Origin of the sequence: Pseudomonas sp. Irchel 3A7 (assembly GCF_900187565.1) — a bacterium.
GTDB lineage: Bacteria > Pseudomonadota > Gammaproteobacteria > Pseudomonadales > Pseudomonadaceae > Aquipseudomonas.
In genome coordinates, this window is the sequence record NZ_FYED01000021.1 from 66,511 (window position 1) to 78,702 (window position 12,192).

At 61.8% G+C, this 12,192-nt stretch carries 15 protein-coding genes; 12 read left to right on the forward strand and 3 right to left on the reverse strand.

Annotated features, from left to right (window positions below):
* Positions 1-4: 4 nt before the first annotated feature.
* Positions 5-658, reverse strand: a complete 654-nt coding sequence (locus CKW21_RS28740) for a methyltransferase (RefSeq protein WP_095197196.1) — start codon at positions 656-658, stop codon at positions 5-7.
* Positions 655-1,119 carry a YbaY family lipoprotein gene (locus CKW21_RS28745; RefSeq protein WP_095197197.1) on the reverse strand — a complete coding sequence of 155 codons (465 nt, stop codon included), beginning with the start codon at positions 1,117-1,119 and terminating at the stop codon, positions 655-657. The genes CKW21_RS28740 and CKW21_RS28745 overlap by 4 nt, the downstream gene beginning before the upstream one ends.
* Before the next feature lie 117 nt (positions 1,120-1,236).
* Between CKW21_RS28745 and nrdR the strand changes: the two genes are divergently transcribed.
* From nrdR to CKW21_RS28805, 12 genes are all read left to right on the forward strand, one after another.
* On the forward strand, positions 1,237-1,701 hold the full coding sequence (gene nrdR, locus CKW21_RS28750) for a transcriptional regulator NrdR (RefSeq protein ID WP_003228656.1): 465 nt from the start codon (positions 1,237-1,239) through the stop codon (positions 1,699-1,701).
* Positions 1,698-2,831, forward strand: a complete 1,134-nt coding sequence (gene ribD / locus CKW21_RS28755; RefSeq protein ID WP_095197198.1) for a bifunctional diaminohydroxyphosphoribosylaminopyrimidine deaminase/5-amino-6-(5-phosphoribosylamino)uracil reductase RibD — start codon at positions 1,698-1,700, stop codon at positions 2,829-2,831. The genes nrdR and ribD overlap by 4 nt, the downstream gene beginning before the upstream one ends.
* 47 nt (positions 2,832-2,878) lie before the next feature.
* Complete coding sequence (locus CKW21_RS28760) at positions 2,879-3,544, forward strand: riboflavin synthase (protein WP_008059524.1); 666 nt, start codon at positions 2,879-2,881, stop codon at positions 3,542-3,544.
* Positions 3,545-3,575: 31 nt separating this feature from the next.
* Positions 3,576-4,667 (forward strand): bifunctional 3,4-dihydroxy-2-butanone-4-phosphate synthase/GTP cyclohydrolase II, encoded by a 1,092-nt coding sequence (ribBA, locus tag CKW21_RS28765; RefSeq protein WP_095197199.1) that lies wholly within the window; start codon positions 3,576-3,578, stop codon positions 4,665-4,667.
* A gap of 233 nt (positions 4,668-4,900) precedes the next feature.
* The gene (ribE, locus tag CKW21_RS28770) at positions 4,901-5,377 is read left to right on the forward strand and encodes a 6,7-dimethyl-8-ribityllumazine synthase (RefSeq protein ID WP_003228649.1); all 477 of its coding nucleotides are present in this window, start codon (positions 4,901-4,903) and stop codon (positions 5,375-5,377) included.
* Positions 5,374-5,874, forward strand: coding sequence for a transcription antitermination factor NusB (gene nusB / locus CKW21_RS28775; RefSeq protein WP_095197200.1), 501 nt, complete (start codon positions 5,374-5,376; stop codon positions 5,872-5,874). The genes ribE and nusB overlap by 4 nt, the downstream gene beginning before the upstream one ends.
* Positions 5,875-5,902: 28 nt before the next feature.
* Positions 5,903-6,868, forward strand: a complete 966-nt coding sequence (gene thiL, locus CKW21_RS28780; protein ID WP_095197201.1) for a thiamine-phosphate kinase — start codon at positions 5,903-5,905, stop codon at positions 6,866-6,868.
* Positions 6,865-7,368, forward strand: coding sequence for a phosphatidylglycerophosphatase A (locus CKW21_RS28785; protein WP_095197202.1), 504 nt, complete (start codon positions 6,865-6,867; stop codon positions 7,366-7,368). The genes thiL and CKW21_RS28785 overlap by 4 nt, the downstream gene beginning before the upstream one ends.
* Before the next feature lie 35 nt (positions 7,369-7,403).
* Entirely contained in the window at positions 7,404-8,135 is a 732-nt protein-coding gene (locus CKW21_RS28790) for an ABC transporter substrate-binding protein (protein WP_095197203.1), read from the forward strand.
* Between the two features lie 223 nt (positions 8,136-8,358).
* Positions 8,359-8,976: a GTP cyclohydrolase II gene (gene ribA, locus CKW21_RS28795; RefSeq protein WP_044465292.1), complete on the forward strand. Its 618-nt coding sequence runs from the start codon at positions 8,359-8,361 to the stop codon at positions 8,974-8,976.
* Complete coding sequence (locus CKW21_RS28800) at positions 8,973-9,392, forward strand: MFS transporter (RefSeq protein WP_095197204.1); 420 nt, start codon at positions 8,973-8,975, stop codon at positions 9,390-9,392. The genes ribA and CKW21_RS28800 overlap by 4 nt, the downstream gene beginning before the upstream one ends.
* A complete protein-coding gene (locus tag CKW21_RS28805) occupies positions 9,392-10,192 on the forward strand; it encodes a cobalamin-binding protein (protein WP_095197205.1) in 801 nt (266 codons plus the stop codon). The genes CKW21_RS28800 and CKW21_RS28805 overlap by 1 nt, the downstream gene beginning before the upstream one ends.
* A 110-nt stretch (positions 10,193-10,302) precedes the next feature.
* Here the strand turns inward: CKW21_RS28805 and CKW21_RS28810 are convergent, their stop codons facing one another.
* Positions 10,303-12,186 (reverse strand): TonB-dependent receptor domain-containing protein, encoded by a 1,884-nt coding sequence (locus tag CKW21_RS28810; RefSeq protein ID WP_095197206.1) that lies wholly within the window; start codon positions 12,184-12,186, stop codon positions 10,303-10,305.
* Between the last annotated feature and the right edge of the window lie 6 nt (positions 12,187-12,192).

The window sequence follows — 12,192 nt, forward strand, 5'->3', positions numbered from 1 at the left end:
TTAACTAGCGCCGCGCGTGGTACAGGCTCACATGGCGAAACTCTTCGGGCTCACACAGATCCGGCAAGGTCATGGCTTCGAGCATTTCGATACGCCGATACAACGGATGCCGGAAATCCCGCACCCGCGAATCCGCCACCAGGGCTTCTCGCCCGCGACTGAGAAACTCATCGAGTAGCGGCAGATTCGCCCGGTCGTACAACACATCCGCCACCAGGATCAGATCAAAGCGATCGGCCTCGGCGAAGAAATCCGTCGAGTAAGTGAGCTGTACGTCATTGAGCTGGGCATTCGCCCGACAGGCCGCAATCGCCAGTGGATCGAGGTCGCAGGCCACCACTTCCAGCGCCCCGGCCTTCACCGCGGCAATTCCCGCCACGCCGGAGCCGGCACCAAAATCCAGCACCCGTTTGCCTTTGACCCATTCGGGGAATTGCGCGAGGTAGCGAGCCACGGCCAGGCCGCTGGCCCAGCAGAAACTCCAGTAGGGCGGCTCATGCAGAATGCGTCGGGTCTCTTCCGGACTGAAGGCGCGGTCCATGTTGTCGCCGTCGATCAGCCACAGCTTCAGTTCGGTTTCCGGCAAGTCACAGGCGACCAGGCGTGCATCGCCAAGCAGTTCACCCAATGCCTGTTGCAGGTCAAGCGGTGCATTCATGGTGCTTTGACGAATTGCAGTTGGCCCAGCACCTGGGTGGTGGGTTGCGTGATCCGTTGCGACGGCAGGTGCAGGATCAATTGCCCGGACTGACTGGCGCGGCCCCGCAGTTCAACCCGTGCACCGACCGGAAAGGCATCCGGGTTGAAGCGCAGGTGAAACGGCAGCACCTGGTTGGTGCCGATCAGGCTTGAACTGGCGAGCAATTGTTGCGGGCGGTCTTTTTCGTCGATGACCAGCAACGCCAGTTCGACTTCGGCGCCGGCTGGTACACCTTGCAAGGTGCCGCTCAATTCGCGCTGATACGCTGGCAGCGGGCCGAGCGGGACCGATTCCCTGGCTTTCTTCTGTGCCTGTTCCGGCGCGGGGCCGGGTGTCGGCGGCTGGGGCTTGGGCGCATCGCTGCTGCAGGCCACCAACAGGCTGAAAAGACTGAGTAAAACGAGCGGTCTCAGGGACATTTGTGGCTCCAGCAGGTGTAGTCCATATATAACCAGTCTGTATACCGCAAACCCTATGGCTTGTCTTGCCACGGGGATGCGCTACCATGGCCCTCCCTTTTTTTGTTGCCTGCCACCATGCACTGTCCCTTCTGCGGTGCCAACGACACCAAGGTCATCGACTCGCGTCTGGTCGCCGAGGGCGAACAGGTGCGCCGCCGGCGTGAATGCCTGGCCTGCGGCGAACGTTTCACGACGTTCGAAACCGCTGAACTGGTGTTGCCGCGCCTGATCAAAACCGACGGCAGTCGCCAGCCGTTCGACGAAGAAAAACTCCGCGCCGGCATGCAGCGTGCGCTGGAGAAGCGCCCGGTGAGTGTCGAGCGCCTCGAATCGTCGCTGGTGCACATCAAACACAAACTGCGCGCCACCGGCGAGCGCGAGGTCAAATCCCTCGTGGTCGGTGAGCTGGTGATGGCCGAGCTGCAAAAACTCGACGAAGTCGCCTATATCCGCTTCGCTTCGGTGTATCGCCGTTTCCAGGACCTCAACGAGTTCCGCGAAGAGATCGATCGCCTGGCCCGTGAACCGGTGAAAGAATGACCACGCCCGCCGAACAGGCCATCCTCGACGCCCACTACATGGCCCGCGCGCTGGAACTGGCACGCAAAGGTCATTACACGACGCACCCCAACCCGCGGGTCGGTTGCGTGGTCGTGCGCGACGGGCAAATCGTCGGCGAAGGCTGGCACGAGCGCGCCGGCGAACCCCACGCCGAAGTCCATGCGTTGCGCGCCGCCGGTGAACGGGCCCGGGGCGCTACGGCTTACGTGACCCTCGAACCTTGCAGCCACCACGGTCGCACGCCGCCTTGCGCCGATGCCCTGGTGAATGCCGGGGTAGCGCGGGTCGTGGCAGCGATGCAGGACCCGAACCCGGAAGTCGCCGGTCGTGGCCTGCTACGCCTGGAGCAGGCCGGCATCGCCACTGAAAGCGGTGTGCTGGAAGGCGAGGCGCGCAAGCTCAATCCGGGTTTTCTCAAGCGCATGGAGCACGGCTTGCCGTTCGTACGGGTCAAGCTGGCCATGAGCCTGGACGGTCGCACGGCGATGGAAAGTGGCGAGAGCCAATGGATTACCGGCCCGGCGGCGCGTTCGGCGGTTCAGCGCTTGCGCGCCCAGGCCAGCGTGGTGCTGACCGGCGCCGATACGGTGCTGGCAGACAATGCCCGCTTGACGGTGCGCGCCGATGAGCTGGGGCTGGATGCCGGACAAACCGCACTGGCCATGAGCCGACCGCCGCTGCGGGTACTGGTCGACGGTCGCCTGCGCGTGCCGCTGGATGCGCCGTTCTTCAAGGCCGGCCCGGCGTTGGTCGCCACCTGCGTGGCGGTGGAAGAGCAATACGCCAACGGCCCGGAATGCCTGATCGTGCCCGGCTACGATGGTCAGGTCGATCTGCGCCAGTTGCTGGTCGAGCTTGCCCAACGTGGCGTCAACGAGGTGTTGGTCGAGGCCGGTCCACGGCTGGCCGGTGCTTTCGCTCAACTCGGTTTGGTGGATGAGTTCCAGATTTTCATTGCCGGCAAGTTTTTGGGCTCTTCGGCACGGCCGCTGCTGGATTGGCCGCTCGCGCAAATGAAGGATGCACCCGAGCTTAAAATCACCGAAATTCGCGCGGTGGGCGATGACTGGCGAGTCACCGCCATTCCTTCGCCAGCGGCGAGCGTATAATTCCCGGCCATCGCTATAGCGCTGGCTCTGTTCTCGAGGAGAACCCCATGTTCACCGGCATCATCGAATCCATCGGCAGTATTCGTGCATTGACCCCAAAAGGCGGAGATGTGCGGGTCCATGTAGAAACCGGCAAGCTCGACTTGAGCGACGTCAAACTGGGCGACAGCATCGCGGTCAACGGCGTGTGCCTGACGGCAGTTGAATTGCCGGGCAACGGCTTCGCGGCGGACGTCAGTCGCGAAACCCTCGACTGCACCGCCATGAACGACCTGAAAAGCGGCAGCCCGGTCAACCTGGAAAAAGCCCTGACCCCGACTACACGCCTGGGTGGGCATCTGGTCAGCGGCCACGTCGATGGCGTGGGTGAAGTGGTTGCCCGTACCGAAAACGCGCGCGCCGTGGAATTCCGCATCCGCGCGCCCAAAGAACTGGCCAAGTACATCGCCCATAAAGGTTCGATCACCGTCGACGGCACCAGCCTGACCGTGAACGCGGTCGATGGCGCCGAGTTCCTGCTGACCATCATTCCGCACACCCTGAGCGAAACCATCATGGCGTCCTACCAACCAGGTCGCCGGGTCAATCTGGAAGTCGACTTGCTGGCCCGCTACCTGGAGCGCCTGTTGCTGGGCGACAAGGCCGCAGAGCCAACTGCCGGCAGCACCATTACTGAAAGCTTTCTGGCCGCCAACGGCTATCTCAAATCCTGAAGCTCAAATTTCGAAAAAAAGGGGGTGCCTTGTGGCGCTCAATAGCATCGAAGAACTGGTTGAAGACATCCGCCAAGGCAAGATGGTCATCCTCATGGATGACGAAGACCGCGAGAACGAAGGCGACCTGATCATGGCCGCCGAGTGCTGCCAGGCCGAACACATCAATTTCATGGCCAAGCACGCCCGCGGCCTGATCTGCATGCCGATGAGCCGCGAACGCTGCGAATTGCTCAAGCTGCCGCTGATGGCGCCACGCAACGGTTCCGGTTTCGGCACCAAGTTCACCGTGTCCATCGAAGCGGCCACCGGTGTGACCACCGGCATTTCCGCCGCCGACCGTGCGCGCACCGTGCAAGCGGCCGCTGCCCGTGATGCCAAGGCTGAAGACATCGTCAGTCCGGGCCACATCTTCCCGCTGATGGCCCAGGCCGGCGGCACCCTGGCCCGTGCCGGCCACACCGAAGCGGCCTGCGACCTGGCGCGCATGGCCGGTTTCGAGCCGAGCGGCGTGATCTGCGAAGTGATGAACGACGACGGCACCATGTCCCGTCGCGCCGAACTGGAAGCTTTCGCCGCCGAACACAACATCAAGATCGGCACCATCGCCGACCTGATTCACTACCGGATGATCCACGAACGTACCGTTCAGCGGATTGCCGAGCAGCCGCTGGACAGCGAACTGGGCCAATTCAACCTGGTGACCTATCGTGATTCCGTGGAAGGCGACGTGCACATGGCCCTGACCCTGGGCAATGTCTGCGCCGAAGAACCGACCCTGGTGCGCGTGCACAACATGGACCCGTTGCGCGACCTGCTGATGGTCAAGCAGCCGGGCCGCTGGAGCCTGCGCGCCGCCATGGCCGCGGTGGCCGAGGCCGGCAGCGGTGTGGTGTTGTTGCTCGGTCACCCGCTTGATGGCGATGTGCTGCTGGCGCATATCCGCGAAACCGCCGATCACGCCGTGGCGAAAAAACCGACCACCTACAGCATTGTCGGTGCCGGTTCGCAGATCCTGCGTGACCTTGGCGTGCGCAAAATGCGCCTGATGTCGGCGCCGATGAAATTTAATGCGATATCCGGTTTCGATCTGGAAGTTGTAGAATACGTGCCCTCCGAATAATGACCGGGGATTTCGTATTGCTGGCGTAGATCCATTGTGGCGAGGGGATTTATCCCCGTTGGACTGCGAAGCAGTCCCAAAATAGGGGCCGCTGTGCGGCCCAACGGGGATGAATCCCCTCGCCACTGGGGTGTAATCAACCGGCAATGCGGTTTTTCCGGACATGTATTCGTGGCTAATATCACTGAGGGGCGCGTAGAAGACGCGTCCCGGCTCTTTAAGAGATCTATCGAATGACCCTGAAGACCATCGAAGGTACCTTCATCGCCCCTAAAGGCCGCTACGCTCTGGTAGTGGGCCGTTTCAACAGCTTCGTCGTTGAAAGCCTGGTCAGCGGTGCAGTTGATGCCCTGGTTCGCCATGGCGTGAGCGAAAGCGACATCACCATCATCCGTGCGCCTGGCGCCTTCGAAATCCCGCTGGTTGCGCAGAAAGTCGCTCAGAAGGGCGAGTTCGCGGCAATCATCGCCCTGGGCGCGGTCATTCGTGGCGGTACTCCGCATTTCGAATACGTGGCGGGCGAATGCACCAAGGGCCTGGCCCAGGTGTCCATGGAGTTCGGCGTTCCGGTCGCTTTCGGCGTCCTGACCGTTGATTCCATCGAGCAAGCCATCGAACGTTCCGGCACCAAGGCCGGTAACAAAGGTGCCGAAGCTGCCTTGTCCGCTCTGGAAATGGTCAGCCTGCTGGCGCAGTTGGAGGCCAAGTGATTAGCGACGAAAGCGATCGTTTCAACCCGCGCGATCCAAAGCCTGCGGATGCCGGCAAGCCATCGAAAAGCGCCAAGCGTCGCGAAGCCCGTCAGCTCGCGACCCAGGCACTGTACCAATGGCACATGGCCAAGCAGTCGCTGAACGAGATCGAAGCGCAGTTCCGGGTCGATAACGATTTCACCGATGTCGATGGCGCGTACTTCCGCGAAATCCTGCACGGGGTTCCGCAGTTCAAGACCGAGATCGACACCGCCCTCAAGCCTTGCCTGGACTTGACCATCGAAGAGCTCGACCCGGTTGAACTGGCGGTTTTGCGCCTGTCCACCTGGGAACTGCTCAAGCGTGTCGACGTGCCTTACCGCGTTGTGATCAACGAAGGTATCGAACTGGCCAAGGTCTTCGGTTCCACCGATGGCCACAAGTTCGTCAACGGCGTGCTCGACAAGCTGGCTCCGCGTCTGCGTGAAGCTGAAGTGAAGGCGTTCAAGCGCTGATCGGCGCTTGTAACGTCGGCACGAAGCCATGGGCGAGTTTGAGCTGATCCGCAATTTCTTCGCCGCCGCGCCTTGTGCGCAGGGCGGCGAAGGCGTTGCCCTCGGCATTGGCGATGACTGCGCCTTGCTGGCTGTTCCCCCCGGGGAGCAGTTGGCGATTTCCACCGACACCCTCGTGGCCGGTGTGCATTTCGCAGATCCCTGCGATCCGTTTCTGCTCGGTCAGCGCTCGCTGGCTGTTGCGGTCAGCGACCTGGCCGCCATGGGCGCCACCCCCGTTGCCTTTACCCTTGCCTTGACCTTGCCGGCGGTGACCACCGATTGGCTGCAAGCCTATGCCCGTGGTTTGAACCTCATGGCGCAAAGCTGCGGCGTGGCGCTGGTGGGCGGCGACACCACCCGTGGGCCGCTGAGCCTGACCATGACCGTGTTCGGTCGGGTGCCGGGCGGGTTGGCCTTGACCCGCAGCGGCGCGCAAGCGGGCGACCTGCTGTGCGTGGGGGGCGAATTGGGCAATGCCGCCGGGGCATTGCCGCTGGTGCTGGGCCAGCGCAGCGCCGAGGCGGTCATCGCCGACCCGCTGCTGGCGCATTACTGGTCGCCGCAACCGCAGCTTGGATTGGGCATGGCACTGCGTGGCAAGGCGACTTCGGCGCTGGATATCTCCGATGGCCTGCTCGCCGATTGCGGGCACATCGCCCTGGCGTCGAACGTCGGTCTGCAGCTCGAACGCGAACGGTTGCCGCTGTCGGCGGCGCTGCTCGCTTTCCTTGGTCGATCAGGCGCGGAACGTGCCGCCCTCAGTGGCGGTGACGATTACGTACTGGCCTTCACTCTACCGTCCGTCGAATTGCCTGCCTTGCTGGCCGACGGCTGGCCGATCCATGTGATCGGGCGCGTGGTGAATGGTCAGGGCGTGATGCTGCTGGACGCCGATGGGCAAGACATCACCCCGCAAACCCGGGGTTATCAACATTTTCGGGAGACACCGTGACAGATCATCCCAAACAGGTCCCGGCGGAATTCGTACCGCCATCGGTCTGGCGCAATCCCTGGCATTTCCTGGCGTTCGGCTTCGGCTCGGGCACCCTGCCAAAGGCACCGGGCACCTGGGGGTCGTTGGTTGCGCTACCCTTTATCCCGTTATGGCAAATGTTGCCCGATTGGGGCTACTGGCTGATGTTGGGCATCACCATGCTGTTCGGCTTCTGGCTGTGCGGCAAGGTCGCCGATGATTTGCGGGTGCACGATCACGAAGGCATCGTCTGGGACGAGATGGTCGGAATGTGGATCACCCTGTGGCTGGTGCCGGAAGGCTGGCAGTGGCTGCTGGCGGGTTTTCTGATGTTCCGCTTCTTCGATATCCTCAAACCGTGGCCGATTCACTGGATCGACCGGCATGTTCACGGCGGTGTCGGGATCATGCTCGATGATGTCCTGGCCGGGGTATTCGCATGGTTGGCGATGCAGGGGCTGGTATGGATTTTCGCCTGACCTGAGAGGTTATGAGGCGATTGGGAGAACTAAGGATGGCTCGACGCGGGTTGATGGTGCTGGTGTTCGCCTTGTTTTGCTCACTCGCCCACGCGGGGGAGGCCGCAACGACGCCGTCCGTGATTCACCTGGCCAGCGAAGAGTGGGAAGACTACACCGCCGCCGATGGCCACGGGCTTGGCTGGGACGTGCTGCGGCAGGTCTTTGAACCAGCGGGGGTCAAACTGGACATCCGCACCGAACCTTACCTGCGCTCCATGGGCCTGGCCCAACGCGGCGAAGTGGACGCCTGTGTCGGTTCCTACCGCGACGAGTCGGACGAACTGCTCTATCCGCAGTGGAATTTCGACACCGATCACATCTATGCCCTGGGGCTGGCCAGCAGCCCTGTGCCGACCCCGGAAACCCTGGGCAATTATCGACTGGCCTGGGTCCGCGGTTACGATTATCAGGACTACCTGCCCAACGTACGCCGCTACGATGAAGTGATCCGGCGCACAGGCATCGTCTCGATGCTGACCCACAACCGTGCTGATTTCTACATAGATGCGCTGACTGAGGTCGATTACGTCCTCAATCGGGCCAAGGATCCGTCCCAGTTCCGCCGCACCCATATCGCGGAGTTGCCGTTGTATCTGTGCTTTGCCAAGACGCCACAGGCTCGTACATTAATGGCCCTGTTCGACCAGCGTATGGAAGCGTTGGTAAAAAGCGGCGAACTGAAACCGATCTTCGAGCGCTGGAAGCAGCCTTATCCGTTTGATTAAACCTGTGGGAGCGAGCCTGCTCGCGAAAGCGATCTGTCAGTCACATTTTTCTCGCCTGACAGTCCGCTTGCGCGAGCAGGCTCGCTCCCACAAGGGAACGTGGCAGTCCGGATATCAAACTTTTTGATTGTTATGGCCGATAATTCAGCCTAAGCGTCTGTCGGAACCTGCTGTTACAATGCCGGCCTGCGAATCTTCAGACTTTTAGATCAGGAGCACACCGGTGCCTGTCGTTTTTGTCGCCGCTTCCAAGCTGCCAACGCCTTTTGCGCAATTCACCATGCACGGTTTTCTCGATGAAGCTACCGGGCGCGAGCACGTTGTGCTGAGCCTGGGTGAGATCGCCGACGGTGCTCCGGTACTCGGCCGGTTGCATTCCGAATGCCTGACTGGCGATGCCTTGTTCAGCCAGCGTTGCGACTGCGGCTCGCAACTTGAAGCAGCGCTGCAGGCCATCGCCCGTGAAGGCCGTGGCGTGCTGCTGTACCTGCGGCAGGAAGGCCGCGGCATTGGCTTGCTGAATAAAATCCGCGCCTACGAATTGCAGGATGGCGGTGCCGATACCGTTGAAGCCAACGAGCGCCTGGGCTTCGCGGCCGACCAGCGTGATTACGCCATGTGCCTGCCGATGCTGGAGCACCTGGGGGTGAAATCCCTGCGTCTGATGACCAACAACCCACGCAAGGTCAAAGCCCTGACCGACATGGGCATCGTGGTCGCCGAGCGCGTGCCGCTGCACACCGGCCATAACCCGCACAACAAACTCTACCTGGCGACCAAGGCCAGCAAACTCGACCACATGATGGGTAACGAGCATCAGGGCGAGGTAGACCGGGCGTGACCCGCGGTCAGGTGCGGCGGCGATTGTCCGTCAACTGGTGGCAATACTTTGCGCTGGCCTTGTTGCCGCTGTTGGTGATCAACGGCGTGTTCGGCCAGGGTGAGGCTATCTTGCCGGTGCTGACGATGCCGTTGTTCATCGCCGGTGTCGCTTCGATGTTTGTCAGCCTGAAGTTCTTTGGCAGCTACAAACACGCGTTGATCGCCACCCAGAAAGCCCTCGATACCCCGGATGAACCTGCTGCGTGGATCAGCCTGGCCGCCACGCGGCGCACGGCGTTCCTCGCCGCCAGCCTGCCGGCGTGGATCGCGGCATTGGCGGTATTTGTCGGTCTTGAAGCGGTGCCGCTGATGTTGTTGGCGCTGTCGACCACGGTGCTGTTCTACCTCTACCGTATTCCGCGTCAGCTGGGTTGATGCGTCCTGTCTGGCTGGCATTTCTGTTGCTGGCCGTCAGCGGTTCGTCGATGGCGGCCGAACGGGTGGTCAGTCTGGCGCCGTCGCTCTCGGAAATCGTTGTCGAACTGGGTTCCGCCGACCTGCTGGTGGGTGTGCTGGATGCCGGTGAGCGTCCCGCTGAACTCAAGAACCTGCCTTCCGTTGGCCGCTACGGCCAGTTGGACATGGAGCGGCTGCTCAGCCTGAAGCCCGATTTGCTGCTGCTCTGGCCCGGCAGCGTCGGCCCGGCGCAGCGCGAACAACTCAAGCGCTTGAACATCCCGACCTACGTCGCCGAACCGCACAGCCTTGAGCAGCTCACTGCACAGATCGAGGCAATAGCCACTCAGCTCGGGCGACCTGAGCGTGGAACTGCATGGGCCGCCGATCTGCGTGAGCGGCTCAAGGAACTGCGTCAGCGCTATCGGCGGGATCAACCATTGCGGGTGTTCTACCAGGTCTGGGATCGGCCGCTGTACACCGTGGGCGGCGGGCAGATCATCAGCGATGCGCTTGATGTCTGCGGTGTCCGGAACGTATTTGCCGACCTGACGCTGCCGGCACCGCAAGTCAGCGTCGAGGCGGTGTTGCAGCGCAATCCCGAGGTGATTCTGGCCGCTGATCAGGCTCAGCTGGAGGCGTGGAAGGCGTGGCCACAGGTAGCGGCAGTGGTGAATGGGCAATTGTTGCGGGTGACCGATAAAGGCCTGGAGCGGCCCAGCGGGCAAATGGTCGAAGCGACGGCCAAACTTTGCCAATTGATCGCGCCCGAGCGCTGAGATCGAGGTGCTGCCTTCGCGAGCAGGCTCGCTCCCACATTGGAGCTGTGCCCCCCTGTGGGAGCGAGCCTGCTCGCGAAGAGGTCAATCCAATCACCGCGAATTTCGGTTTAGATCTCCGGCGTCCAGGTCACCCCAAACATCCACGCCCGACCTTCTTCGCGATACCCATACTGGCTGCCTTCATGGCTGTACAACACTCGGCTGTAACCCTTGTCCAGCAGGTTATCCACCTTCAGCTCCAGCTTGATCTCGCGATTGAGTTCCCAGCTACTGCGTAACCCCAGCAAGGCATAGCCGCCCAATGGCTGTTGATTGTTCAAGTCGTCATAGCTGCTGCTGACCGCCTGCCAACTGGCGCCGAGGCCCAATCGATCGAACTGCCGATCCAGGTCCAGGCTCAAGGTGCGTCGCGCACGACGGGCCAGGGTATGTCCGCTATCGCGGTCCCGCGGGTCGATGATTGCCACGCCAAGGTTGCTCTGCCAGCCGAACAGTTCCTGCTTCAACGCCGCCTCAAAGCCGTTGATCCGCGCCGACGCAACGTTTTCCGGTCGTGAGTTGCTGCCGAAGATGATCGCGTCTTTCAGGTCCGTTCGGTACAGCGAGGCTTCCAGGCGACTGTTCTCGGTCAATTGACTGCGCCATTGCAACTCATAGCTTTTCGAGGTTTCGGGCTTGAGGTCCGGGTTGCTGAAGTCCGGGTAATACAGGTCGTTGAAGGTCGGCGCGCGGAAACCTTCGCTGTAGGTCAGCAGCACATCGTTGGCCGGGTTCAACGGCAGGGTAAAGGTACCGCTCCAGCTGTTCTGGCCGCCGAACTGCTGGTTCTGGTCGCGGCGCAGACCCAGTTCGGTGGAGAAGCTGTCGGTGCGGTAGCGATGCTGAATAAACGCAGCACGGTTCCAGCGGCTGTCCTCGTCGAAGGCTGTGCTGCTGTTGATCCGGTCTTCGTACCAGTCGCCGCCGAGGATCAGACTGTTGCGCTCGTTGAGTGTCAGGTCGTTCTGCCAGCTCACCGAGTCTCGGTAAGTGTTGAACACACTGCGCTCATCGCTGAGCTTGTCGAGGGTCTGCTCGCGGTTTTCGCTGTGGCCGAATTCGATACGGGTTTTCCAGCGATCGTTGACCCTCGCGTCGACGTAGCTGCTGACACTGCTCACGTCGAATTCGCTGTAGGGCTGTTGCTGGACCGACTCGAAAGTCTCCAGGTCGAAGCGTCCGAACGGGTTGTCGAATTCACTTTTGCCCCGGTTATCCAGCACATTGGCGCCGATTTCGATGTCGTCGCTGAGGGCATGGCTCAGGCTCAGGCTGAACGCCTGGTTGCGGTACGCGTCATGGTCGCCATCGCTGGGATAGGACTCATGGGTGCGGTTGATCCCGGCGGTTTCATCGAGGCTGGCGCCGAGGTTGAAGCGGGTTTTTTCGTCACCACCGGATAGGCCAACGCTACGTTCCCAGGTTTGATTGCTGCCAACGCCCACATGCATTTGTGGGCGCAAACCGGGTTCGCTGCCACGACGGGTGAAGATCTGGATCACCCCTCCGATCGCGTCGCTGCCATAAATCACCGAGCGGGAGCCGCGCAGCACTTCCACGCGCTCAACCTGTTCGATGTTGATGTGTTGCAGGTTGCTGTCGCCGGACGTCGAGTTGCCGATCCGTTGGCCGTCCACCAGCACCAGGCTTTGCGCCGATTGCGTGCCGCGAATGTAAACCCCCGGCAGGCTGCCGCGTCCGCCGGTTTGTGCGATTTGCACACCGGGTACGCGGCGCAGCAGATCCGTCACGCTGTTTGGCTGCAGGCGATCGATGTCTTCGCGAGTAAATACGGTATTGGCGGCGCTGCTGTCGTTGCGAGCTTCGACCTGGCGGTTGGCGCTGATCAGCACGTCGGGCAGTTTCAAGGCTTGATCGCGCTCGAAGTTATCGGCCAGCAGCGGGGTGGCCGGTAGCAGGGTCAGCGTCAGGGCGAGGGGGGAGAGTTTCATGGCAGT

Excerpts from the sequence above, each read along its gene's own strand:
- CKW21_RS28810 (WP_095197206.1), bottom strand. The coding sequence starts at position 12,186 with ATGAAACTCTCCCCCCTCGCCCTGACGCTGACCCTGCTACCGGCCACC.
- nrdR (WP_003228656.1), top strand. The coding sequence starts at position 1,237 with ATGCACTGTCCCTTCTGCGGTGCCAACGACACCAAGGTCATCGACTCG.
- ribD (WP_095197198.1), top strand. The coding sequence starts at position 1,698 with ATGACCACGCCCGCCGAACAGGCCATCCTCGACGCCCACTACATGGCC.
- CKW21_RS28740 (WP_095197196.1), bottom strand. The coding sequence starts at position 658 with ATGAATGCACCGCTTGACCTGCAACAGGCATTGGGTGAACTGCTTGGC.
- CKW21_RS28805 (WP_095197205.1), top strand. The coding sequence starts at position 9,392 with ATGCGTCCTGTCTGGCTGGCATTTCTGTTGCTGGCCGTCAGCGGTTCG.
- CKW21_RS28745 (WP_095197197.1), bottom strand. The coding sequence starts at position 1,119 with ATGTCCCTGAGACCGCTCGTTTTACTCAGTCTTTTCAGCCTGTTGGTG.
- CKW21_RS28790 (WP_095197203.1), top strand. The coding sequence starts at position 7,404 with ATGGCTCGACGCGGGTTGATGGTGCTGGTGTTCGCCTTGTTTTGCTCA.
- ribE (WP_003228649.1), top strand. The coding sequence starts at position 4,901 with ATGACCCTGAAGACCATCGAAGGTACCTTCATCGCCCCTAAAGGCCGC.
- CKW21_RS28760 (WP_008059524.1), top strand. The coding sequence starts at position 2,879 with ATGTTCACCGGCATCATCGAATCCATCGGCAGTATTCGTGCATTGACC.
- thiL (WP_095197201.1), top strand. The coding sequence starts at position 5,903 with ATGGGCGAGTTTGAGCTGATCCGCAATTTCTTCGCCGCCGCGCCTTGT.